The 22,584-nt window shown below is 68.6% G+C and carries 20 protein-coding genes; 14 read left to right on the top strand and 6 right to left on the bottom strand.

What is annotated here, in order from left to right; all coding sequences use genetic code 11:
• Positions 1-30: 30 nt before the first annotated feature.
• Both HNP48_RS16800 and HNP48_RS16795 read right to left on the bottom strand, forming a co-directional pair.
• Positions 31-855, bottom strand: coding sequence for a crotonase/enoyl-CoA hydratase family protein (locus HNP48_RS16800; RefSeq protein ID WP_184859026.1), 825 nt, complete (start codon positions 853-855; stop codon positions 31-33).
• 84 nt (positions 856-939) lie between these two features.
• Positions 940-1,788 (bottom strand): 3-hydroxybutyryl-CoA dehydrogenase, encoded by an 849-nt coding sequence (locus HNP48_RS16795; RefSeq protein ID WP_184859024.1) that lies wholly within the window; start codon positions 1,786-1,788, stop codon positions 940-942.
• 128 nt (positions 1,789-1,916) lie between these two features.
• On the opposite strand from HNP48_RS16795, the gene HNP48_RS16790 reads away from it, so the two are divergent.
• A complete protein-coding gene (locus HNP48_RS16790) occupies positions 1,917-3,506 on the top strand; it encodes a GMC family oxidoreductase (protein ID WP_184859308.1) in 1,590 nt (529 codons plus the stop codon).
• Positions 3,507-3,685: 179 nt separating this feature from the next.
• Entirely contained in the window at positions 3,686-4,441 is a 756-nt protein-coding gene (locus HNP48_RS16785) for a hemerythrin domain-containing protein (protein ID WP_184859023.1), read from the top strand.
• Between the two features lie 54 nt (positions 4,442-4,495).
• On the opposite strand, the gene HNP48_RS16780 is transcribed toward HNP48_RS16785, so the two are convergent.
• Positions 4,496-5,251: a GGDEF domain-containing protein gene (locus HNP48_RS16780; RefSeq protein WP_184859021.1), complete on the bottom strand. Its 756-nt coding sequence runs from the start codon at positions 5,249-5,251 to the stop codon at positions 4,496-4,498.
• Positions 5,252-5,469: 218 nt separating this feature from the next.
• Positions 5,470-5,916 (bottom strand): ATP-binding protein, encoded by a 447-nt coding sequence (locus tag HNP48_RS16775; protein WP_184859019.1) that lies wholly within the window; start codon positions 5,914-5,916, stop codon positions 5,470-5,472.
• A gap of 95 nt (positions 5,917-6,011) precedes the next feature.
• Between HNP48_RS16775 and HNP48_RS16770 the strand changes: the two genes are divergently transcribed.
• The 3 genes from HNP48_RS16770 to HNP48_RS16760 are packed head-to-tail and all read left to right on the top strand — an operon-like array spanning position 6,012 to position 10,811.
• A complete protein-coding gene (locus tag HNP48_RS16770; RefSeq protein WP_184859017.1) occupies positions 6,012-6,797 on the top strand; it encodes a hypothetical protein in 786 nt (261 codons plus the stop codon).
• Positions 6,794-8,737, top strand: coding sequence for a hypothetical protein (locus HNP48_RS16765; protein WP_184859015.1), 1,944 nt, complete (start codon positions 6,794-6,796; stop codon positions 8,735-8,737). Before HNP48_RS16770 ends, HNP48_RS16765 begins: the two co-directional genes overlap by 4 nt.
• Positions 8,727-10,811: a PP2C family protein-serine/threonine phosphatase gene (locus HNP48_RS16760; RefSeq protein WP_184859013.1), complete on the top strand. Its 2,085-nt coding sequence runs from the start codon at positions 8,727-8,729 to the stop codon at positions 10,809-10,811. The genes HNP48_RS16765 and HNP48_RS16760 overlap by 11 nt, the downstream gene beginning before the upstream one ends.
• Here HNP48_RS16760 and HNP48_RS16755 read toward each other — a convergent pair.
• On the bottom strand, positions 10,790-11,488 hold the full coding sequence (locus HNP48_RS16755; protein WP_184859011.1) for a GNAT family N-acetyltransferase: 699 nt from the start codon (positions 11,486-11,488) through the stop codon (positions 10,790-10,792). The two genes, HNP48_RS16760 and HNP48_RS16755, sit on opposite strands and share 22 nt — an antisense overlap.
• A 176-nt stretch (positions 11,489-11,664) precedes the next feature.
• On the opposite strand from HNP48_RS16755, the gene HNP48_RS16750 reads away from it, so the two are divergent.
• The 3 genes from HNP48_RS16750 to HNP48_RS16740 all read left to right on the top strand — a co-directional run bounded on the left by HNP48_RS16750 (position 11,665) and on the right by HNP48_RS16740 (position 15,780).
• Positions 11,665-14,280, top strand: a complete 2,616-nt coding sequence (locus HNP48_RS16750) for an MFS transporter (protein ID WP_184859008.1) — start codon at positions 11,665-11,667, stop codon at positions 14,278-14,280.
• 20 nt (positions 14,281-14,300) lie between these two features.
• Positions 14,301-15,371 carry an ABC transporter substrate-binding protein gene (locus HNP48_RS16745; protein WP_184859006.1) on the top strand — a complete coding sequence of 357 codons (1,071 nt, stop codon included), beginning with the start codon at positions 14,301-14,303 and terminating at the stop codon, positions 15,369-15,371.
• A gap of 76 nt (positions 15,372-15,447) precedes the next feature.
• On the top strand, positions 15,448-15,780 hold the full coding sequence (locus tag HNP48_RS16740) for an STAS domain-containing protein (RefSeq protein WP_184859004.1): 333 nt from the start codon (positions 15,448-15,450) through the stop codon (positions 15,778-15,780).
• Between the two features lie 8 nt (positions 15,781-15,788).
• On the opposite strand, the gene HNP48_RS16735 is transcribed toward HNP48_RS16740, so the two are convergent.
• A complete protein-coding gene (locus tag HNP48_RS16735; RefSeq protein WP_184859002.1) occupies positions 15,789-16,634 on the bottom strand; it encodes an ABC transporter permease in 846 nt (281 codons plus the stop codon).
• A gap of 53 nt (positions 16,635-16,687) precedes the next feature.
• On the opposite strand from HNP48_RS16735, the gene HNP48_RS16730 reads away from it, so the two are divergent.
• From HNP48_RS16730 to cynS, 6 genes are all read left to right on the top strand, one after another.
• On the top strand, positions 16,688-17,899 hold the full coding sequence (locus tag HNP48_RS16730; protein ID WP_184859000.1) for a PAS domain-containing sensor histidine kinase: 1,212 nt from the start codon (positions 16,688-16,690) through the stop codon (positions 17,897-17,899).
• Positions 17,896-18,585: a response regulator transcription factor gene (locus tag HNP48_RS16725; protein ID WP_184858998.1), complete on the top strand. Its 690-nt coding sequence runs from the start codon at positions 17,896-17,898 to the stop codon at positions 18,583-18,585. Before HNP48_RS16730 ends, HNP48_RS16725 begins: the two co-directional genes overlap by 4 nt.
• A gap of 146 nt (positions 18,586-18,731) precedes the next feature.
• Positions 18,732-20,135, top strand: coding sequence for a CmpA/NrtA family ABC transporter substrate-binding protein (locus HNP48_RS16720; RefSeq protein ID WP_184858996.1), 1,404 nt, complete (start codon positions 18,732-18,734; stop codon positions 20,133-20,135).
• A 146-nt stretch (positions 20,136-20,281) separates the two neighbouring features.
• Entirely contained in the window at positions 20,282-21,151 is an 870-nt protein-coding gene (gene ntrB / locus HNP48_RS16715; protein ID WP_184858994.1) for a nitrate ABC transporter permease, read from the top strand.
• Positions 21,141-22,013 carry an ABC transporter ATP-binding protein gene (locus tag HNP48_RS16710; RefSeq protein ID WP_184858992.1) on the top strand — a complete coding sequence of 291 codons (873 nt, stop codon included), beginning with the start codon at positions 21,141-21,143 and terminating at the stop codon, positions 22,011-22,013. The genes ntrB and HNP48_RS16710 overlap by 11 nt, the downstream gene beginning before the upstream one ends.
• 117 nt (positions 22,014-22,130) lie before the next feature.
• Positions 22,131-22,574 carry a cyanase gene (gene cynS / locus HNP48_RS16705; protein WP_184858990.1) on the top strand — a complete coding sequence of 148 codons (444 nt, stop codon included), beginning with the start codon at positions 22,131-22,133 and terminating at the stop codon, positions 22,572-22,574.
• Positions 22,575-22,584: the final 10 nt, after the last annotated feature.

The raw sequence follows: 22,584 nt of genomic DNA, 5'->3' as shown, positions 1-22,584 counted from the left end.
AAGCGTGACGGACGCGGGGCGCTGGTGACTTCAGCGGCCGGTGAAGCGGGCAGGGCGCCGCTCGACGAAGGCGCGCACGCCCTCGGCCGCGTCTTCGCTGTTGGCCAGCTGTTTCTGCACGGGAATGAACTCGGCCACCGCGGCGGCCTGGCCCTGCTCGATGGCCTTGAGCACGTTGAGCCGGGTGGCGACCACGGCCAGCGGGGCCTGGGCTTCGATGCGCCGGGCGATGGCCAGTGCCTCGTCCAGCACCTGGGCGGCGGGCACCACCTTCTGCACGAAGTTCAGGCGCAGCGCCTCGGCACTGCCGAATTCATCGGCCGTCAGCAGGTGCAGCAGGGCGTTGCCTGTGCCCGCACGCTCGGCCATGCGCAGCGTGGCACCGCCCGTGGCCATGATGCCGCGCTGCACTTCCATCTGTGAGAAGCGGCAGTCATCGGCCGCGACCACGATGTCGGCGCCCAGCATGAGCTCGATGCCCACCGTGAAGCAGATGCCCTTGACCGCCACCACCATGGGCTTGCTGCGCCGCCGGTAGCCGGGCAGCCCGTAGTCGTGGGGCTCCACCAGGCCTTCGGGGATGGCCTTTTCGCCGCGCTGCATGTAGGCGCTCACGGCCGGCAGGTCCAGGCCCGCCGTGAAATGGTCGCCAAAGGCATGCAGCACGCCCACGCGCAGGGTGGGGTCGTCGTCCAGCCGGGTATAGGCCTCGGCGAGCTGGCGGAACATGGGGGGCGTCCAGCCATTGCGCTTGGCCGGGCGGTTGATGCCGATCAGCAGCACATGGCCGAGCACCTGGGTGTCGATGCAGCCTTCGGCCGGGGGCGTGGTGGGCGTGATGGGGGTGGTTGTCATGGGCACGGAAGTCTCCTTGCCCTTGATTGAAAACCCAATGCAAACAGCGCGCCGTCCCCGGGGGGACAGCGCGCATGGGCTGCCTCAGTAGCTGTAAACCCCTTGGCCGGTCTTGCGGCCCAGGCGGCCGGCGGCCACCATTTCCTTGAGCAGCGGGCAGGGGCGGTACTTGCTGTCGCCGAACTCGGTGAGGTAGACGTCCATCACGGCCAGGCACACGTCCAGGCCGATCATGTCGGCCAGCGCCAGCGGGCCGATGGGCTGGTTGCAGCCGAGCTTCATGCCGGCGTCGATGTCCTCGGGCGTGGCCAGGCCTTCGGCCAGCACGAAGAAGGCCTCGTTGATCATGGGCACCAGGATGCGGTTGACCACGAAGCCAGGCGCGTTCTTCACGGTGATGGGGCTCTTGCCCAGGGCCTCGGCGAGGGCCTTCACGGCGTCGTGCGTGGCATCGCTGGTCTGCAGGCCGCGGATGATCTCCACCAGCGCCATCATGGGCACAGGGTTGAAGAAGTGCATGCCGATGAAACGGTCGGCGCGCGTGGTGGCAGCGGCCAACTTGGTGATGGAGATCGACGAGGTGTTCGAGGCGATCAGCACTTCGGGGGCGACCAGGGCGTCCACCTGCTTGAGGATCTTGAGCTTGAGCTCGTAGTTCTCGGTCGCGGCCTCGATCACGAGCTGCGCAGCCTTGAGGTCGTCGTAGCTGGTGGAGACCTTGATGCGCGCCAGCGCGGCATCCTTGTCGGCCGCGGTGATCTTGTCCTTCTTGATCAGCCGGTCCAGGCTGCCGGACACGGTGGCCAGGCCTTTTTGCACTGCAGCATCGGAGATGTCCACCATCACCACGTCGATACCCGACACCGCGCAGGCCTGCGCAATGCCGTTGCCCATGGTGCCAGCGCCGATGATGCCAACGGTTTGAATCGTCATATAGAGAGCTCTCTTCAAAGTGAAACGGATGGGCGCCATGGTAAGCCGAATCGCACGCCCGTTCGGTTATGGTCCATCGGGTCCCTGCGCGGCGAAAGCTCCGCGCACGGCCTGGAGACAAAAACATGTTGTTCGACTACATCGTGATCGGGGGCGGCTCGGCCGGCTCCGTGCTGGCCGGCCGGCTCACCGAAGACCCCGCCGTGCGCGTGTGCCTGCTCGAGGCCGGGCCCGCCGACAAGAGCGTGCTCATCCATTGCCCGGCAGGCCTGGCCGTGATGGCCAAGTTCGAGCTCAACGGCTGGGGCCAGAACACGGTGCCACAGACCGCCCTCAACGGCCGCCAGGGCTACCAGCCGCGCGGCAAGGTGCTGGGCGGCTCCAGCTCGATCAACGCCATGGTCTACATCCGCGGCCAGCATGCCGACTACGAGCACTGGGCCGAAGAGGGCAACCCCGGCTGGGGCTGGGAAGACGTCAAGCCCTACTTCCTCAGGGCCGAGCACAACGAGCGCGGTGCCGATGCCTGGCACGGGGAGGGCGGGCCCTTCAACGTGGCCGACCTGCGCTCGCCCAACCGCTTCAGCCAGCTGTTCACCGAGGCCGGCGTGCAGGCCGGCCACCCGCACAACACCGACTTCAACGGCGCCACGCAAGAGGGCGTGGGCATGTACCAGGTGACCCACCGAAATGGCGAGCGCCACAGTGCGGCCAAGGGCTACCTCACGCCCCACCTGGCGCGCAGCAACCTCCAGGTGATCACTGGCGCGCACGCCACGCGCATCCTGTTCGAAGGGCAGCGTGCCGTGGGTGTGGAATACCGCCAGGGCGGTGCGCTGCACGAGGTGCGCGCCAGCCGCGAGGTGCTGCTCAGCGCGGGCGCGCTGCTCTCGCCGCAGCTGCTCATGCTTTCGGGTGTGGGGCCGGGCGCGCACCTGCAGCGCCATGGCATCCCGGTGCTGCACGACCTGCCGGGTGTGGGCCAGCACCTGCATGACCACCCGGACGTGGTGCAGGTATTCAATGCGCCAGCACTCAAGGACCTGTTTGGCATCTCGCCTGCCGGCATGCTGGCCCAGTTGCGCGGCGTGCTGGAGTGGCGCCGCAGCCGCACCGGCATGCTCACCACCAACTTCGCCGAGGCGGGCGGCTTCATCAAGAGCGACCCGGCCGAGACCGCGCCCGATCTGCAACTGCACTTCGTGATCGGCAAGCTCGTGGACCATGGCCGCAAGACGGTGCTGGGCCATGGCTACTCGGCCCATGTGTGCCTGCTGCAGCCGCGCAGCCGGGGCACGGTGGGCCTGGCCACCAAGGACCCGATGGCCCTGCCGCTGGTGGACCCGCGCTTCCTCACCGATGCGGACGACATGCAGCGCATGGTGCGGGGCTTCCAGCGCCTGCGCGAGATCCTGGCCCAGCCGGCGCTGGCCCGTTTCGGGGCGCGCGAGCTGCCGGCATCGGCCGGTGCACAGACCCCCGCGCAGATCGAGCAATTCATCCGCCAGTACGCCGACACCATCTACCACCCGGTGGGCACCTGCCGCATGGGGTCGGGCCCGCTCGACGTGGTGGATGCGCAGCTGCGCGTGCATGGCCTCGCCGGCCTGCGCGTGGTCGATGCCTCCATCATGCCGCGCATCGTGAGCGGCAACACCAATGCACCCACGGTGATGATCGCCGAGAAGGCTGTCGACATGTTGCGCGCCGCAGCGTGAGGAATATCACGCCGCAGGTGGCGCCGGGGCGCTGAAAGCGGAAGTTCTTCACAGGCGAAAACGCCGCGCTTTCCTAGACTTCTTTCATCGGCTGCGGGTGCATGGTGCACCCGGCCGAACACTGCCAAAGAGACAGTGTGCAACGGCCCGCAAGGGCAGCATGAAAGAAGAAGACTGCGATGAACATCGACCCCCGCGAAATCTCGGCCCTGATCTCGGCCCATTCCGATGCCTCGAATTCCACCGGCGCACCGCGCGTGGACATGTACGCCGGAATCCACAAGGCGCTGCGCGCACTGATGTCCGACACCCTGCTGGCCCTGGGCCGCATGGACGTCAGCGACGATCTGGAGTTTGCCACCCACTGCGAACGCGTGATGGAGCTGCTGGACCTGTGCCGTTCGCACCTGCAGCACGAGAACACCTTCGTGCACACGGCCATCGAGGCGCGCGCGCCGGGGGCTGCACGCGCGCTCGAAGGCGAACATGGCGAGCACGAAAAAGCCATCACGGCGCTGGCCGCCGGCGTCACGCAGCTGCTGGGTTGCCCCCCTGTCGCGCGCTCGGCGGCGGCCCATGTGCTGTACCGGCAATTGGCGCTGTTCATCGCCCACAACTACGAGCACATGCATGCCGAGGAAACCGGGCACAACAGCGTGCTGTGGGCGCACTACAGCGACGAGGAGCTGATCGAGATCCACAACGCGCTGGTGGCCTCCATCCCCCAGGCGGAAATGATGGCCATCCTGCGCTGGCTGGTGCCCTTCATGTCGCCGCCCGAGCGCACGGCCATGCTGGCCGACATGCGCGCCCATGCCCCCGCGCCGGTGTTCCAGGCGGTGCTCGACAGTGTCAAGCCCCACCTCACGCCCTACGAATGGATCAAGCTGATGCGCAGCCTGGATCTGTCGGCAGAAACCGCACCACCGTATTGATGCGGGGTGGCATCTGAGGCGCGGCCGGCCCGAAGTGCTGCGCGTGCGCCGGGTTCAGGCCGCGGCGGCATCGGCCGGCGCGTAGCACCAGCGGTTGCGGCCGTTGCGCTTGGCCTCGTACAGGCCGGCGTCGGCATGGGCAATCAGCTCGTCCACACCGCGTCCATGCTCGGGGAAGTGCGACAGCCCGATGCTGGTGCCGATGTCGGCGCCCCCGGCGGCGAGCTGGAATCGGTCGGTCAGCACCGCCACCATGCGGTTGGCCACGCCCTGCGCATCGTCGGCGCTGGCACCGGGCAGCACACACAGGAATTCGTCGCCGCCCAGCCGGGCCAGGGTATCGCCCTCGCGCAGGCAGCCGCGCAGGCGTTGCGTCACCAGGCACAGCAGTTCGTCGCCCGCCGCATGGCCCATGGTGTCGTTGACATGCTTGAACTTGTCCAGATCGAGGAACAGCACCGTGAGCAGGCCATGGCGCGTGTTGGCGTCGGTCAGCGCCTGGCGCAGCCGGTCGCGCGCGATCATGCGGTTGGGCAGGCCGGTCAGCGGGTCCAGGTTGGCGGCCTCCAGCTCGCGGCGGGTCTGGTCCAGATCGGAAATGCGGCATTCGAGTTCGAACTCGCGCGCTTCGAGCTTGACCACCATGTGGGCAAAGGCCTCGGCCAGCCGGGCCTGCACGCTCTCCTCGGGGCGCTCGCCCGTCATGTCCATGAGCGGGCCGATGGCGCGCAGGTCACCCTGCTGCGCGATGCGCTGCATGACGTCGCACAGGCGTTGCAGGAAGGGGTCCTCGGTCTCGACAGGGGTCACGGGTGGTTCTCCTCATTGCGGCTGGCGGCATGCCGGTGGCCGCCCAGGCGCGCGAAGCGCCGAAATCACGCTGCAACAGCAGCTTCAGGCTCCAGAAAAAGCGCAAAGCGAGGCGCACAAACGACAGCCGCGCAACGGGCGCAATGATACGCTTGTACACTTGTTAACAATCCGGGGCTTGTCAACACGGGTGTTTCGGGCCAGCCGAAGGGCGGGCCCTAGAGCGATTGTGCCGCCCTGGCGGCTGGCAGGCAGCGCGACACCGTGACCTCGTTGACATCACCGTCGCGCCGATACTCAAACCGATCTGCCAATTTCTGCACAAAATGCACGCCCAGGCCACCCACGTCCCGATCATCCAGCGATGCCTCCACGTCGGGCGCCGCCAGGGTGGTGGGGTCGAACGCCTTCCCATGGTCGCGCAGCACGGCCTGCAGGCGGGCCGGCGCTTCAAAGCGCAGGTGCACTTCCACCAGGCCGCCCTGTCCCGCGTAGCCATGCATGGCCACATTGGTCAGCAATTCGTCGAGCATCAGCCCGAAGGAGGAGGCCAGGGGCATAGGAACGCCGTTGTCGTCGGCCCAGGCCTCCAATCGCTCGAAGAACGCGGGAAGTTCGGCCACGGTGCCGTGCAGGGTCTGCTGCCATTCGAGCGGTGGATTCATGGGTGTCTGCGCGCTGAAACCTGGGGCTGTACCGGCGGGCGCTGTCTTCGCCCCGGTCCGGTTGGTCGCCAGAGCATTGTGGCATGAGCCGGACCATGCAGACGCTTTCATCCTCCCAGGATTCGGACACCGCCGTCGCGGCCAAGCCGACCTTCGCCGCACTGTGGGAGCTCGGCGGCCTGTGGCTGCTCATCGTGCTGGCAGGCATCGCATTGATCGCCAGCCTGCTGCTGGACGTGCGCGCGCAGGAGGAAGCCCAGATCCAGCGCTCACGCCTGTCGCTGACGCTGGTGGAGCTGCAGGAGTCCATCGAGGGCGACCTGGCGCTGGGCTTTGACCTGCCCGACCACCGCGGTATCCAGCCCCGGCTGGAACGCGCCCTGGCGAGCGACAGCCAGCTGTACGCCATCGATGTGGTGGACCGCGCCGGCATGGCCCTCTTCAGCACCGATCGGGGGGCCGTCGGCGAGGCGCTGCAGCCGCGTGCCGCGCGCGCGGCCGAGGCCGGCGCGCGCCAGGACCGGGTCTGGCATGCGGCGCTGCCGGGCGAGGCCATCATGGGCCTGCCTCTGCACAATGCCTTCGGCGAGGTTGTGGGCCATATTGGCGCCACCTACGCAACCCAGGCCGTGCGCTTTCGGCTCGCCGTGTGGCAAGCCGATGGGCACACGCTCACGCTGGGCGCCATGGCCGTGCTGGTGCTCGCCACGGCCGGCCTGCTGGGCTGGCTGGCCACGCTCTGGGCCCTGCAGCCGCAATCGGCCCGCCTGCGTGCCGAATGCCGGGGTACCCAGGCCCGGACACTGGCACGCAGTGCCCAGGTGCGCCAGCGCATGGACGATTGCCTGGTGCGCCTGGACGAAAGCGAGCGCTCCGAATGACGCGCATCCGCCGCCCCTGGGCCCCCGCCACCCGCCTGGGCATCGCCGCCCTGGTGCTGCTGCTCTTGGCCGCCTGCGTCCTGTCCATTCACACCTATGACCAGTCGCGCGAAATGCGGGCCACCAGCGACCGCACGCGTTCGCAGCTGATGGCGCAGTCGCTGAGCCTGCGCATCAGCCATGCGGTCGAATCCGGCATTCCGCTGCCCAGCCTGGTCGGCGTCGAGGCGCTGTTCCAGCAGCGCATGGCGTCGCAGCCCGACATCCACGCCGTGGCGCTGGTGCTGCCGGGTGGCAAGTTGCTCTGGCAGACCACGCGCGATGCCAGCGCGGCGGGTGCCACGGCCGAAGCGCCGGTGCAGGTCCGGGGCGCCTCCGTTGCCACCCTGCGCCTGACCCTGCGCGACAGTGGCGCAGCCACGTTTTCCCGGGCCACTGCCGCGCTGCTGCTGCCGGCCATCGCACTGCTGGCGCTGCTGGCCTATCTGGCAGCCCGTTTTTCACAGGCCCAGGGCATCGAGTTGCGCAACCATGCGGCCTGGCGTGCGCGCCGTGCCATCGCCCAGGGCCGCTACGACAACACCGTGGTGCTGCCGCAGCGGCGCGGGTTCGACCTGCGCGTGCAGCAGCTCGGCCATGCCGTGCGCAGCGTGCACGAAGGGTTGGTGCGCGTGCGCCGCCTGATCGCCTCGCTGCGCCAGACAGAGCCCCAGCACACGCGGCGCGAACGCCTGGACCAGTTGCTGGCCAAAGCCGAGGCCGATGACCGCTTTGCCGAACATGGCATCGCCCAGGTGCGGGTGGTCGCCGTGGAGGCGCAGGCATTCTGGATCGCACTGCTCGTGGCCTTGAGCGCGCTGGCGCTGCAGACCCTGTGGCTGCGCAGCCTGCACCTGCAAGGTGAAACCCCCTGGCAATGGCGGGGCGTGGCGCCGGCCACGGCAGCGAGCCTGGCCGCCTTCTTCGGGGCGGGCATGGTGGCCTGGTCTGTGACACGCTGGCGCCGCTGGCCCGCACCCACTGTGGTGCTGCCCGCCTGCGCGGCCCTGCTGGCCACGGCCGTGGCCAGCGCGGCAGGCCTGCCCGCCAGCCTGCCCTGGGTTTTTTCCATGGCCGCGGGCGCCTGGCATGGCCTGGTCGTAGGGGCCGTGCTGGCCGCCTGCCAGGCCGTCGAACAGGTACCTCGCACCCGGCCCGACTACGCGTACGCCCGGCCGCGCTGGCGCGCCGCCACCTGGAGCGCCTGGACCGTCACCGCCGTCTGGCTGGGCCCGGCACTGGGCAGCCTGGCGCTGGACGCTATGGGCGCGCTGCAAGGGGCGTATGCGCTGCTGCTTCCGGCCTTGTGCGCGGGATTTTTCGTGGTGCGCTGGAACGAGCCGCGCAGTCCCTGGCGCAGCCGCACGGGCGTGCACGGAAGTGGCCTGGCGGAGGCGCCCCGGCCCGCGACCGGGCGCGCCAGGGCGCTGGGCCAATCGGGCGCCGCCGGCCTGCTGCTGGGATGGGCGCTGGCTGCCCATGCGCTGGGGCAGCCCGTCCTGTGGGCTCCTCTGCTGGGGCTGGGGGTGGGGGCAGGTCTGTTCCTGCGCAGGCGCTTGCCGTCTTCGGCTGTCCTCGCGGCGGTGGCCGCTGTGGCCACCCTCCTGGCCCTGGCGTCGGGCTGGCTGTCGGCCGGCCCCTCCCTCCAGGATGCGGTGCTCGCACTGGCCGCCCTGCTGGCCGGTGGCGCGCTGGGGCGCCTGGCGCGTGCGACCGAGGTCGAGCAGCAGTTGCCGGGCCTGTCCACGGCCCAATGGGCCGTGATGGGCGTGGGGGCCGTGGGCGCCAGCAGTGCCCTGGGGGCCCACCTGCACGGCGGCTGGCCACTGCTCGCAGCGGCGGTGTTGCTGCTGGTCTGCGGCCGGGCCGCGCCGCGCGCCGGGGGACAGCATGCACCTTAGGTACCGGCTGATTGCCATTTTGTTGGCCGCCATGGCCCTGCTGGTCGCCGCCTTCGCCGCGATGGGCTGGCTCAGCGACCAGCGCTGGTCGCAGCGCTACGACGAAGTGCTGCTGCAGAACCAGCGCATCGCCTGGGACAAGCTGCAGAACGAGAACCTGGACCGCCAGGACGTGCTGGCCCAGCAACTGCTGCAGGACGCCGCGATCCGTGATCTGGCGGCCCAGGGGGGCACGGCCCGCCTGGACGCCCTGCTGGCGGCCGCGACCCGGCGCGCCCCGGGTGTGCGCATCGATGTCTTCGATCGCCAGGGCGCCCTGGTGGCCACCACCGAGCCCGGCATTGATCCACAGCCCATGGCCGAAGTGCGCTGGGTGGCTGCGGCCAGTGGCCAGGCCGGTGCCGTGCGCGGCCTCACCCAGGTGGCCGTGCGCCAGTACCAGTGGGTGGTGGTGCGTGGCTTTGACGGTGGCGCGCTGGCCGTGGGCCAGGACGTCGCACCCAAGCTGTCCGAGCTGGCTGGCTACCTCGGGGGGGACATCTTCCTGGCCAATATGCGTGGCGCCGAAGCCGTGGGCACCCGCGCAGGCGTGCTGGCCGCCACCGAGACACCCATTCCCGTGCGCTCCAACCAGGCCGTCACCGTGCAGGTGGACGACCACGACAACCAGCCCCGCGCCTTGCGCATCGTCAGCCAGCCGGTGCACAACCCCGACGCACGCATCGTGGGCTCCCTGGTCTGGATGCAGGACGTGAGTGCCACGCACTATGCCGACCTGCTGTTCTCGCGCAGCACGCTGGCCGCGGCGCTGGTGTTCGCCGCCGTGCTGGCGGCAGGCTTGGTGGCCTACCTGCGCCATGCCATGGAGCCGTTGGCGCGCTCGGTCGGCGTGCTCAACGCGCTGGCACGCGGCGCCACCGACGCATCCCTGGACCAGGGCGAGGAAGATGCCGAGGACGAATCCGGAGAGATCGCGCGCGGCGTGGTGGCCATCCGTTCGGAGCTGCTGAACCTCGAGACCCTGCGCCAGGAGCGCATCCGCATCCGGCAGCAGCAGGAACGCCTGATCCGCGGCCAGCTGCGCACCCTGGCCGACAGCCTGGACCCGGCATCGCGCGAGGAGATCCTCACGGCGCTCGGTTCGAGCGCCGAGGCGCAGGCCGGCTCCGGCGCGACCGATGCGAATGCCGCGCCGACCAACCAACTGGCCGAACTGGCCGGTATCCTGGGCCGCATGTCCGGCCTGGTGACCAACCAGCAAAACCGCCTGCTCAAGCTGCTGCGCGAGCTGCAGGCCGCGGTGCAGACCCAGGCCACCCTGGCCAGCCTGCAGCAGGAACTGGAGATCGCCCGCCAGATGCAGCTGTCCATCCTGCCACGCTCGGCGCCGGACGTGGACGAGGTCGACATCGCGGCCACCATGATCCCGGCCAAGGAGGTGGGGGGCGACTTCTACGACTACTTCCCGATCGACGCCGAGCACCTGGCCGTGGTGGTGGCCGACGTGTCGGGCAAGGGCGTGCCGGCTGCGTTCTTCATGGCGATCTCGCGCACCCTGCTCAAGAGCAACGCATTGTTCCTGCGCGAGCCGGGCGCCACGATCCGGGCCCTCAACGACCAGCTGTGTGCCGAAAACGACCAGATGATGTTCGTCACCGTGTTCTACGGCGTGCTGCACCTGCCCACCGGGCGGCTGGTCTATGTGAATGCGGGCCACAACCCGCCGGTGCGCCTGGCCGGCAGCGGTGCCACGCTGTTCCCGCGCGGCCGCAACATGGCGCTGGCCGTGATGGAAGAGCAGGAGTACATCGAGGGCGAGGCCTTGCTCGTGCCCGGCGAAACCGTGGTGCTCTATACCGACGGCGTGACCGAGGCCACCAATGCCGACAATGCCCTGTTTGGCGACGATGCGCTGCTGGCGGCCATGGCGGCCATCGGCAGCGATCCCCGGGGCGTGGTCACGGCGCGCATTCCGGACCAGATCGTGCGCGCCGTGCGCGGTTTCGAGAATGGCGCCGCGCAGGCCGACGACATCACGGTCGTGGCAATGACCTACCGGGGGCCACGGTTGTGAACCAGATGGCGCGCGTAGCGCAAGGACACCGCGCCATCGGGTGCGCGCACTTCGCCCACACAGGCGTAGCCGGCCAGCGCCGCGGCGCGCAGCGCCTCGTAGTCCAGGCTGGGCAGCAACAGCTCGCCCTCGGCCGCGAAGCCCATGCCCTGCTCCAGGTCGATCATGGCCACGTGGCGCTGCAGCCCGTCGATCATGCCGGTCCAGACGACGCGCAGGCCCTGGCGCAGCATGTTGTGGCGGCTGCGGTGGTTGAGCAGGGACACCATGGCCATGCACAGGGGACGTCCGCAGGCCAGTGCCAGTTCCAGCCGCGCCGACAGCAGCGCACGCTGCAACTGGCGGCCACGCCACTGCGGCAGCACCATGCAGCTCGACAGATGCGCCACCATGCCCTGCTGTTCCGGGGCAAGGCCGATCACCTGGCCCAGGTTGTGGGCCTCGTGTTCGCCCGGCAGCTCCAGCATGGCGTAGGCGACCAGGGCGTCTTCCACGAACACGCCGATGACTTCGCCGCCCGGGTACATGTGGGCCTGGAAGAAGTTCTCCTCATCGTCCTCGCGCACATAGACGTCGGAGTTGGGCAGCGAGTCCAGCACGGTGTCGCGCAACGCCACCCAGGCATCGAAGTCCTGCGCCTCCAGCAGGCGGGTGCTGGCCTGGGAAAGGTTGCCCAAGCCTGCATCGGGCAGCAGGACGGGCTGGATTTGGGGCAAGGAACTGAGCACGATGGGCAAATTGGCGCACACTGTGCGCAACGGGGCGAAAGGGTTGAAAGGAATCGTAAAAGTTCCCCGACTATAGAACAGCTGTACGACATCTGACGAACACGGTATTGCAAGGAAGCACTTCCATGACCGACACGACCCCCACCACGCCCGACAGCGAGATCGATGTGGCCGCCATGCAGCGGCGCCTGCGGCGCGAATCGCTGATGTTCGCGTCGATCTTCGCCCTGGTGCTGTTCGGCCTGTCCCTGGTGCTGATCGCCTGGCGGACCGAGCAGCTGCTGACCCAGCTGGCGCAGGACCGCACCGTGCGGCTGCTGCGCCAGGTGGCAGACGAGGCCGAGTCCGGGCTGCGCTTCGGCGTTTCGGTGGCCGACCAGACGGTGCTGTCCGAGCGCGTGGCGCGCCTGGGCGCTGCAGGCAGCCCGCTGCGCGGGGTGTTCATCGACACCGACCGTGGCGAGGCCGTGCTGAACGCGGGCGATGCTGCGCTGCATTCCACCATCGCTGCGCGCTGGCGGCAGGCCCTGCTCGACGCCGGGCCGGGCCACGCGCCGGCAGTGCGCAACACCGGCCGCTATGCCTGGATCGGCGCCGCCATCTTCGACTCCACCGGCGCGCCGGCGGCCACCCTGTGGGGGGCACTGGATCCGGCCGAGGTGCGCGCCCAGGCGCGGGACGCCGCGCTCGACATGGTGCTGCGTGCGCTGCCGCTGATGCTGCTGGCCCTGGTGACCACCTGGTGGCTGCTGCTGCGCTGGAGCACCCGAATCATCACCTCGATGCGTGGCATTGGCAGTATCGAGGCCCCCCAGGGCTCCGCACGGCAGCTCTGGCTGGCCGTGGTCTTCAGTGTGGTGGTGGCGCCTGCCGCCATGCTGTGGATCGCGCGCGAGGCCGCCCGCCCGGCCGTCACGGCGCAGATCCAGGAAAACGCCGATGCCGTGGGCCGCACCCTGTCAGGGCAGGTCGCTCGCGCCCTGTCGCTGGGCGTGCCCTGGAATGCCATGAATGGCATGGACGAGTTGTTCCAGCAACAGCTCAAGGAAGCGCCCGAGCTGAGTTACCTGGCGCTGCAGCCGCCGGGCGAAGCGGCCCGCAATGCCACCTGGGGCGGCGATGTGCCTGCGCAGGCCCGCACGGCGCAGGCATCATCCGACCTGCTGCGCCGCACGCTCACGGCCGGTGACGGCGCCGTGGTCGTCGGCTACCCGGCCGACTTTGTGGACCGCCAGCTCGCCGGCATGCTGATCGACCTGGTGCTGGCCCTGGTGATCGCCGCTGTGCTGGTGCGCGAACTCTCGCGCGGCCTGTGGCGCCGCTCGCTGCTGTTCCCGCTGTCTGCCTACGTGCAGGCGCGCCTGTGGCAAGGGCTGCAGCGCCGCTGGCAAAAGCGCCATGCCATTGACCAGGAAAGCGCCCAGGCCCATGACCGAGATGCCGCCGAATGCCGGGCCCAGCTGATCCGCGCTGCGCGCAGCGACGGCCCCACGGCCGAAGCGCCCCAGGTCGGGGCCCAGCTCACCCTGCTGCGGTTGACGGTGTTCCTGGTGGCCCTGTCCGAAGAGTTGCTGCGCCCCTTCTTCACCGTGTTCGCCAGCGAGGTGCGGCCCATCGATGCGGCCCTGTCACCCGCCATGGTGGCCGGATTGCCCGTGGCTGCCTTCATGGCCACCCTGGCCCTGGCCCAGCCTGCAGGCCCGGCGCTGGCGCGGCGTTTCGACCTGCGCTGGAGCCTGATGCTGTCGGCTCTGGTCGGCACGCTGGCCTTGACCGCCACCGCCTGGGCCACTGATGCCTGGACCCTGATCGGCCTGCGCGCCCTGGGCGGCGCGGCCTACGGCCTGGCACTGATCCTGGTGCAAACCGCCATCGTGCGCATCACGCCGCCGCAGCAGCGCGCGCGGGGCCTGGCCGAAGTGGCCGCAGCCATCGTGGCGGCCGGCATCGTCGGCCCGCCCTTCGGCGGCATGATTGCCGCGCGTGCGGGCGACGGCATCGGCTTCCTGGCCTGTGCGCTGTGCATGGTCGGCGCCTTGCTGGCTGCGCTGCGCCTGTCGCTGCCCGTGCCCGAGGGCAGCCCTGCGGCCCAGCGCGGCCTGGCGACCACCGGCGGCTGGCGTGGCTACATGGCGGTGCTGCGCGAGCCGCGCGCCATCTGGGTGATCCTGGGGGCAGCGCTGCCGGGCCGCCTGGTGGCCGTGACCATCCTCTCGGTGGTCGTGCCCCTGTACATGAACGAGTTGCAGCAGCCGCCTGCGGTGGCGGGCCGGGTGCTGCTGCTGTATTTCCTGTGCTTTGCGCTCTCGGCCTCGATGGTGGCGCACTGGTCCGACCTGCTCGGTCAGCGCAAACCCTTCATCGTGGCCGGTGGCGTGTTCAGCGTGCTGGCCTGCCTGTCGCTGCCACTGCTTGGTGGCGTCTGGGGCATGGCCGCCTGCTGTGCGCTGCTGGGCCTGGGCCAGGCGCTGCAGTCCTCGCCCCAGATCGCGTTGACGACCGAGGCCTTCGAAGGCGTGGACGCCAGCCGCGCCACCGCCACCCCCGAGCAGGCGCTGGCAGCCTTCCGGCTGATCGAGCGCGGCGGCAGCATCGTCGCGCCCTTCGTCACGGCGGTTGCCGTGACCGCCTTCGGCTATGCCGGCGCAGCGGTGGCCGTGGGCCTGCTGCTGTCGGTGACGACATTGAGCCTGGCCGCCGGCCTGCGCAACCCCCGTATCCAGGCCGCGGCAGCCGCCTGATGACCCCAAGGAGAATTCCGATGACCAAGCTGCGCCGCATCCTCCTCGCCGCCGGGGCCGCCTGCGCCCTGGTGGGTACCTCGGCCGCCATGGCCCAGAGCGCCGCCAACGCTGCCGCCGCGGGCGTCGCCGCCGCCACCAAGCGCTTCACCGTCGCCATGGTGCTGCCCCGCGATGACCAGAACATCGAGGCAGGCTTCACCGGTTACCTGCAACGCCAGGATGTACCTGTGCAGTATGTGAGCATTCGCTTCTCGGGTCGCAGCGAAGACATTCCCGAGCTGCGCGCCAAAGTGCGCGCGGCGCGCCCGGACCTGATCTATGCCTGGGGCACGCCCACCACCCTGGCCCTGGCCGGGCGGGACGACCAGGCTGGCAAGGACGATGCGATCCGCGACCTGCCCATCGTCTTCACCGAGGTCACCGACCCGGTGGGCGCGGGCCTGCTGCGCACGCTGGAGGGCCATGGGCGCAATGCCACGGGCGTGAGCCACGTGGCGCCTTTGCCGGTGCAGCTCAATGCCATCCGGGCCTACCGTCCGTTCACGCGCCTGGGCTACCTGCACAACCCGGCCGAGCCCAACTCCGGCCTGATCCGCGACCGGCTCAAGGAACTCGCGCGCACGCAGAATTTCGAGGTGGTCGAGGCCAGCCTGCCGCTGCTGCCCCAGGGCGGCCCCGACCCGGCGCAGATTGCCCCGCAGATCCAGACCCTGGCCGAGCGCAAGGCCGACTTCCTCTACGTCGGTCCCATCACCTTCCTGGCCTTCACGCACCGCGACGCCGTCACCTCCGCCGCCCTGCAGAACAAGCTGCCGACCTTTTGCGCCACCGAGAGCATCGTGCGCCAGTCCGGCTGCCTGTTCGGCCTGTTCTCCAATGGGGCCAACATCGGCAGGTATGCCGGCTCCATGGCGCGCCAGATCCTGGTCGAGAAGAAGCCGCCCCAGGCCATCGCCGCCTCCACGCTGCAGCGCTTTTCGCTGCTGATCAACATGCGCACGGTGCAGGCGCTCGACCTGTATCCGCCCATGCTGCTGCTGAATGTGGCCGAAGTGATCAACGTGCCCAAGCAGGCCGCAGCAAACTGAGGCGACTTCACCCAATGCGCCCAGCCGAAGTCCGAGGGCTTGTCTTTGCGGCCCCCCATTCCAAAGGATTGCGCCCATGAACCTCGAACAGGAGCGCCGCGACGGCATCTTGATCCTGCGCCCGCGCGGCCGCCTCGACAGCAGCAGCTCGCCCGAACTCGAACGTGTGGTCACCGAGCAGCTTGAAGCGGGAATTCAGCGTGTGGTGTTCGACCTTTCGGCGCTGGACTACATCAGCTCCGCTGGCCTGCGCGTGGTGCTGCTCGCGGGCAAGAAGCTGCGCGCCAGCAAGGGCAAGCTGGTGCTGGTCGGCCTGAGCGCCATGGTGCGCGAAGTGTTCGACATGAGCGGCTTTTTGACCTTGTTCGCCGTGACCAACACCTTGGACGAAGGCCTGGCCAAAGTCTGAGCGCCGCCCTAGCTGCGAAAGCGCTTGCGGGTCAGCGCCAGGGCGACCCAGAAGGCCACCACCGTGGTCACCACCAGCACCAGGCCGTGGCGCCAGGGGTGGGCGGGCCACTGGTCCATGAACAGGGGCCGCACCAGTTCCACCGCATTCGTCAGCGGCAGCCAGTCGGAGATGGCGCGCACGATGGGCGGCAACTGCTCGCGCGGGAAGAACACGCCCGAGAGGAACATCATGGGCGTGAGCACCAGCGTGAAGTAGTAGGTAAAGAAGTCGTAGCCCTTGGCCAGCGCGTTGAAGATCAGCGCGATGCTCGAGAACATGATGCCCACGCCGAGCAGCACCGGCCAGGCCACCAGCAGCTTGGGGCTGTGGCTGATGCCCAGCGCCAGCATCACGCCCAGGATGGCGGTCACGGTGAACAAGGCCTTGAAGGCCGCCCAGAGCATCTCGGCCAGCACCACGTCGTCCAGGCGCACGGGGGCGTTCATGATGCCGTCCCAGGTCTTTTGCACATGCATGCGCGAAAAGGCCGAGTACAGCGCCTCGAAGCTGGCTGCGTTCATCGCGCTCATGCAGATCGAGCCGCTGGCCAGGAACAGGATGTAGGGCACCCGGGTGCCTTCGCCCACGCTCACCTGGCCCACCAGCGCCCCCATGCCATAGCCAAAGGCCACCAGCCACATCAAGGGCTCGGCGATGTTGCCCACCAGGCTGGGGATGGCCAGCTTGCGCCAGACCAGCAGGTTGCGCAGGAAGACGGGCCACCAGCGCGCCGACAGCGAAGGTGGCATCCACACGGATGGTGTGGGCGGTGGCAGTGGGGCCGAGGGGGGGGGGGGCGCGGCGGTTTGCATGTCCCTATTGTGCTGTGCATTGGCCGGGCATGCGCATTGCTTGCGCCCGGCGCATGAGCGCCACCGTCCTGCACCTGCCTCCCTCCGCCCCCACCCTGTGGCGCGAGCGGCTCGGGCTGCTGCTCGAATCCACGGGCGAGGGCGTGTTCGGCATCGACCTGGCGGGCGACTGCATGTTCATCAACCGGGCTGGCGCGCGCATGCTCGGTTTTGCGGCCGAGGAGGTGATGGGGCGCAACATGCATGCGCTCACCCACCACTCCCACCCGGATGGCAGCCCCTACGCGGACAGCGACTGCCCCATCTTCAATGCCTTCCGCAGCGGCCTGCCCTGCCGGGTCGACAGCGAGGTCTTCTGGCGCCGCGACGGCACGGCCTTCGCGGTGGAGTATTCGAGCCATCCCATCGTGGAGGACGGCCAGGTGCAGGGCGCGGTGATCACCTTCCTGGACATCAGCGAGCGCAAGCGCGCGGCTGGCGAGCTGCAGCGGGCGCACGACGAACTGGCTCGCGCCAACGACGAACTGGAGCGCCGCGTGGCCGCGCGCACGCAGGAGCTGTCTCAGGCCCTGGGCCAGTTGCGCGAGCTGTCGGCCTACTCGGAGCAGGTGCGCGAGGACGAGCGCACGCGCATCGCACGCGAGGTGCATGACGAGCTGGGCAGCTTGCTCGTGGCCCTCAAGATGGACGTGAACTGGCTGGACAAGCGTCTGGGCGAGCAGGGCGCCCGCACCCCCGAGGCCGCGGGTGACATGCGCCAGCAGATGCGCTGCAAATGCCAGAACATGAGCCGGCTGATCGAAACCGCCGTGGACAACGTGGGCCGCATCATCACCGACCTGCGCCCCAGCATCCTGGACCACCAGGGTCTGTGGGCGGCGCTCGAGTGGCAGGCGCAGGAATTCGTGCAGTCGGCGGAGCTGCAGCTCGACTGGCAGATGGACCTGCCCGATGCGCTGCACCTGCCCGAGCCGGCTGCCATCGCAGTGTTCCGCATCTTCCAGGAGATGCTGAGCAATGTGGGGCGCCACGCCCAGGCCAGTGCCATCGCGGTCCGCATCGCTACCCGGGAGCAGCAACTGCAGTTGTGCGTGCAGGACAACGGCGTGGGCGCTACGCGGCAGGCGCTGGAGGCGCCCACCGCCTACGGCGTGATGGGCATGCGCGAGCGTGCGCGCCAGCTGGGCGGGCACCTCTCGATCACCAGCGAGCCTGGCGAAGGCTCGAGCCTGCAGCTGAGCATCCCTTTGGAGGCCATGGCATGAGCACCGCCAGCGTGCGCGTGCTCATCGGCGACGACCACCGCATCGTGCGCGAGGGCCTCAAGCAGGTGCTGGGCGACCCCGCCAACGGCCTGCCAGAGATCGTGGTTGCGGCCGAGGCCACGGGCGGCCAGGAGGTCCTGGACCAGGTGGCCGGGCTCGGCGGCACGGCCGGCCTGGAGCTGGTGCTGCTCGACATCGCCATGCCCGGCATGGACGGGCTGGAGGTGCTGCAGGCACTGCGCACCGCCTGGCCAGGCCTGCCGGTGCTGATGCTCAGCACCTACCCTGAGCGGCAGTACGCGGTGCGCTGCATCCAGATGGGCGCGGCCGGCTACCTGCACAAGAGCGCCGACCCCGACGACATGGTGGCCGCCGTGCGCAAGGTGGCGGCCGGCGGCCGCTACCTCACGGAGGCCACGGCCCAGGCGCTGGCTGGTGCCGTGGAGCGCACCGGGGTGGTGCGCTCTGCCCAGCAGGGCATGCCAGCCGGGGTGGACGCGCTATCGTACCGGGAGCACCAGGTGTTCCGCCTGCTCACCGCGGGGCAGAGCGTGGGCGAAATTGGTGCGCAGCTCAAGCTGGCGCCCAACACGGTCAGCACCTACCGCGCCCGCATCCTCGAAAAGACCGGGGCGCGCAACGATGTGGAGCTGGCATTGCTGGCGCGCGGCACGCCAGCGGAGTGATTTCACGGCCTTGCGGGCCCGATTTGTAGTGCTGCCCCTACACGCTGTAGACAACGCACCCGCGAATTCATGACACCGGGCTGGTGGGGCCGGCAACTGGCCCGTGCCTTGCGTAGCGGCTGGCATCAACTTCACCGAGGTGTGCCATGTCCGAATTCTTCTCGCCTTTCGATGCCGACCGCCCGTTGATGCTCCAATGCAGCTGCGGCCGCGACCACACGGCGGCCGACCACCATGCCGAGGCGTCGGCCGATGCCGCGGCCGCCACCTTGCGCCAGCGCAGCCTCACGAGCGAGTTCGAGGCCTACAGCAACGAATTCATCGAGGCCACCCTGGTCAAGGCGCTGTTCCCGCAGGATGCCGTGCGCCGCCGCTTCATCAAGGCCGTGGGCAAGGGCACGGCCATGGCCGCCATCGCCAGCGTGCTGCCCGTGGCCAGCATGCAGGCCATGGCCCAGGAAAAAGGCGCACTGGAGAAGACCAACCTCAAGATCGGCTTCATCCCGATCACCTGCGCCACGCCGCTGATCATGGCGCATCCGCTGGGCTTCTACAGCAAGCAGGGTCTGAATGTCGAAGTCACCAAGACGGCCGGCTGGGCGCTGATCCGCGACAAGATGATCAACAAGGAGTACGACGCCACGCACTTCCTCTCGCCCATGCCGTTGGCCATCTCCATGGGCCTTGGGTCCAACGCCACGCCGATGAATGTGGCCACCATCCAGAACGTGAACGGCCAGGCCATCACGCTGAGCCTCAAGCACAAGGACAACCGCGATCCGAAGAACTGGAAGGGCTTCAAGTTCGCGATTCCCTTCGAGTACAGCATGCACAACTTCCTGCTGCGCTACTACCTGGCCGAGGCAGGCCTCAATCCCGACACCGACGTGCAACTGCGCGTGGTGCCACCGGCCGAGATGGTGGCCAACCTGCGCGCGGGCAACATCGACGGCTTCCTCGGCCCCGATCCGTTCAACCAGCGTGCCGTGTTCGAGGAGGTCGGTTTCATCCACGTGCTCACCAAGGACCTGTGGAACGGCCACCCCTGCTGCGCCTTTGGCACCAGCACCGAGTTCATCCAGAAGAACCCCAACACCTTCGCCGCGCTGTACCGCGCGGTGCTCACTTCGGCCGCGATGGCGCGCGACCCCAAGAACCGCGAGCTGATTGCCAAGGTGATCGCGCCCCAGGCCTACCTGAACCAGCCCGAGGCCGTGCTCAACCAGGTGCTCACCGGCAAGTTCGCCGATGGCCTGGGCAAGATCCAGAACGTGCCCGACCGCGCCGACTTCGATCCCATGCCCTGGCAAAGCATGGCCGTGTGGATGCTCACGCAGATGCAGCGCTGGGGCTACATCAAGGGCGACGTGGACTACAAGCAGATCGCCGAGAAGGTCTTCCTCATCACCGATGCCAAGAAGCAGATGAAGGCCCTGGACCAGAAGGTGCCCGACGGTACCTACCCCAAGTTCACCATCATGGGCCGCGAGTTCGATGCCGCGAAGGCGGCCGACTACGCCAAGAGCTTCCCGATCCGCAAGGTGGCATGAAATGAAGCACCCCCTGAGTCGCTTCGCGCCTTCCCCCTCAAGGGGGACGCCCCCAGCGCGGCGGGGCGGCCCTTGCGCGGGGGCGCTGGCCTCGGCCCTGCCCGTTTTGCGGGCCGGTGGATTTGTGGAACGCACGGAGATTTGACATGGCAAGTTCCAAGAACCTCCACCTGCGCGCGGGACTGCTGTCCGTGCTGATCTTCCTGGCCGTGCTCGGCATCTGGTACGCGGCCACGGCCTCGTCCGGCGCGGGCGGCAGCACGGCCGGCATGACGCCCGAGCAGATCGAATACGCCAAGATGATGGGCAAGGACCCGGGCGCCGGCACCAAGAGCAGCGGCTTTCCCACCCTGGCCGAGATGGGCACCACGGTCTGGGGCCATGTGTCCAACCCGTTCTACGACAACGGGCCCAACGACAAGGGCATTGCCATCCAGCTCGCGCATTCGCTGGGTCGCGTGGCCCTGGGCTTTGGCCTGGCCTGCCTGGTGGCAATTCCGCTGGGTTTCGTGATCGGCATGTCGCCGCTGCTGCGCCGCGCCTTCGATCCCTTCATCCAGGTGCTCAAGCCCATCAGCCCGCTGGCCTGGATGCCGCTGGCGCTCTACACCATCAAGGACTCGTCGATCTCGGGCATTTTCGTGATCTTCATCTGCTCGGTCTGGCCCATGCTGGTGAACACCGCCTTCGGCGTGGCCTCGGTCAAGCGCGAATGGCTCAACGTCTCGGCCACGCTGCAGGTCAACCCGCTGCGCAAGGCCTTCCTGGTCATTTTGCCCGCGGCGGCGCCCACCATCCTCACGGGCATGCGCATCAGCATGGGCATCGCCTGGCTGGTGATCGTGGCCGCCGAGATGCTGGTGGGCGGCACGGGCATCGGCTACTTCGTCTGGAACGAGTGGAACAACCTGTCGCTCACCAACGTGATCTTCGCCATCCTGGTGATCGGCGTGGTCGGCATGCTGCTCGATCTGTTCTTCGGCCAACTGCAGAAGGTGGTGACCTATGTGGAGTGATGTCGCCCAGCGCCCCGCCGCATCCAAAACCCCTGACGCCCACCCGCAACGAAAGGCCCCGCCCGTGACCTCCGGCTTCCTCCAGATCGACCGGCTCAGCAAGGCCTTCGTGCCGGCCAAGCCGGTGTTCGCCGACGTGTCCTTCACGCTCGACAAGGGCGAGTTCGTCTGCATCATCGGCCACTCGGGCTGCGGCAAGACCACCATCCTCAACGTGCTGGCGGGGCTCGACACCGCCACCTCGGGCACCGTCATCATGGACGGGCGCGAGGTCGCCGGCCCCAGCCTGGACCGGGGCGTGGTGTTCCAGAGCCATGCACTCATGCCCTGGCTCACGGTGCGCCAGAACATCGCCTTCGCCGTCAAGTCGCGCTGGCCCGACTGGAAGGGCGCGCAGGTCGACGCGCATGTGGAGAAATTCGTCGCCCTGGTGGGCCTCACGCCCGCCATCGACAAGAAGCCCTCGCAGCTGTCGGGCGGCATGAAGCAGCGCGTGGGCATTGCGCGCGCCTTTTCCATCCAGCCCAAGATGCTGCTGCTCGATGAGCCCTTCGGCGCGCTCGACGCGCTCACGCGCGGCACCATCCAGGATGAGCTCATGGCCATCGTGCGCCAGACGCAGCAGACGGTGTTCATGATCACGCACGACGTGGACGAGGCCATCCTGCTGTCCGACCGCATTTTGCTCATGAGCAACGGCAACGAGTCGCCCCAGGGCTACCACCCGGGCGGTATCGCCGAGGTGGTGGTCAACCCGCTGCCGCGCGAACGCACGCGCAGCAGCCTGCACCACCTGGACGGCTACTACGCGCTGCGCAACCACATCGTGGACTTTCTCGTCACCCGGGCCAAGGCCCACTGATCCTCGCCGGCCACCAGCCTCGCCGTGCCGCCCGACCGGGTGGCAGGGCGGTCTGCACCCCGGATGTTTTCCCTGTTGTCCCCTGTCAAAACCCATCCAACCGAAGGAGCCATCACTATGAACCGCAACGACGTCACCGAAAAAATCATCAGCACCAAGGTCGCCAAGGGCCTGCAATGGGATGCCATTGCCAAGAAGGTCGGCCAGTCCAAGGAATGGACTACGGCCCTGTGCCTGGGCCAGATGACGGCATCGGCCGAACAGGCCAAGGTGCTGGGCAAGATCTTCGGCCTCACGGCCGAAGAACAGAAGTGGCTGCAGGTCGTGCCCTACAAGGGCTCGCTGCCCACGCCCGTGCCCACCGACCCGCTGATCTACCGCTGGTACGAGATCGTGAGCGTCTACGGCACGACCATCAAGGAGCTGATCCACGAAGAGTTCGGCGACGGCATCATGAGCGCCATCGACTTCAGCATGGACATCACGCGCGAAGCCGATCCCAAGGGCGATCGCGTCAACGTGGTGCTCTCCGGCAAGTTCCTGCCGTATAAACAGTATTAACCCCCTGAGT

Source organism: Acidovorax soli, from assembly GCF_014207955.1.
Taxonomy (GTDB): domain Bacteria; phylum Pseudomonadota; class Gammaproteobacteria; order Burkholderiales; family Burkholderiaceae_C; genus Acidovorax; species Acidovorax soli_A.
The sequence above is the reverse complement of the archived record's forward strand: the minus strand, read 5'-3'. Positions and strand labels throughout refer to the sequence as shown.

Bases quoted from the DNA above. Each gene is read 5' to 3' on its own strand.
- HNP48_RS16740 (WP_184859004.1), top strand. From the start codon at position 15,448: ATGAACCTCGAACAGGAGCGCCGCGACGGCATCTTGATCCTGCGCCCG.
- HNP48_RS16800 (WP_184859026.1), bottom strand. From the start codon at position 855: ATGACAACCACCCCCATCACGCCCACCACGCCCCCGGCCGAAGGCTGC.
- HNP48_RS16725 (WP_184858998.1), top strand. From the start codon at position 17,896: ATGAGCACCGCCAGCGTGCGCGTGCTCATCGGCGACGACCACCGCATC.
- HNP48_RS16750 (WP_184859008.1), top strand. From the start codon at position 11,665: ATGACCGACACGACCCCCACCACGCCCGACAGCGAGATCGATGTGGCC.
- ntrB (WP_184858994.1), top strand. From the start codon at position 20,282: ATGGCAAGTTCCAAGAACCTCCACCTGCGCGCGGGACTGCTGTCCGTG.
- HNP48_RS16775 (WP_184859019.1), bottom strand. From the start codon at position 5,916: ATGAATCCACCGCTCGAATGGCAGCAGACCCTGCACGGCACCGTGGCC.
- HNP48_RS16745 (WP_184859006.1), top strand. From the start codon at position 14,301: ATGACCAAGCTGCGCCGCATCCTCCTCGCCGCCGGGGCCGCCTGCGCC.
- HNP48_RS16795 (WP_184859024.1), bottom strand. From the start codon at position 1,788: ATGACGATTCAAACCGTTGGCATCATCGGCGCTGGCACCATGGGCAAC.
- HNP48_RS16785 (WP_184859023.1), top strand. From the start codon at position 3,686: ATGAACATCGACCCCCGCGAAATCTCGGCCCTGATCTCGGCCCATTCC.
- HNP48_RS16730 (WP_184859000.1), top strand. From the start codon at position 16,688: ATGAGCGCCACCGTCCTGCACCTGCCTCCCTCCGCCCCCACCCTGTGG.
- cynS (WP_184858990.1), top strand. From the start codon at position 22,131: ATGAACCGCAACGACGTCACCGAAAAAATCATCAGCACCAAGGTCGCC.
- HNP48_RS16720 (WP_184858996.1), top strand. From the start codon at position 18,732: ATGTCCGAATTCTTCTCGCCTTTCGATGCCGACCGCCCGTTGATGCTC.
- HNP48_RS16770 (WP_184859017.1), top strand. From the start codon at position 6,012: ATGCAGACGCTTTCATCCTCCCAGGATTCGGACACCGCCGTCGCGGCC.
- HNP48_RS16760 (WP_184859013.1), top strand. From the start codon at position 8,727: ATGCACCTTAGGTACCGGCTGATTGCCATTTTGTTGGCCGCCATGGCC.
- HNP48_RS16710 (WP_184858992.1), top strand. From the start codon at position 21,141: ATGTGGAGTGATGTCGCCCAGCGCCCCGCCGCATCCAAAACCCCTGAC.
- HNP48_RS16765 (WP_184859015.1), top strand. From the start codon at position 6,794: ATGACGCGCATCCGCCGCCCCTGGGCCCCCGCCACCCGCCTGGGCATC.
- HNP48_RS16735 (WP_184859002.1), bottom strand. From the start codon at position 16,634: ATGCAAACCGCCGCGCCCCCCCCCCCCTCGGCCCCACTGCCACCGCCC.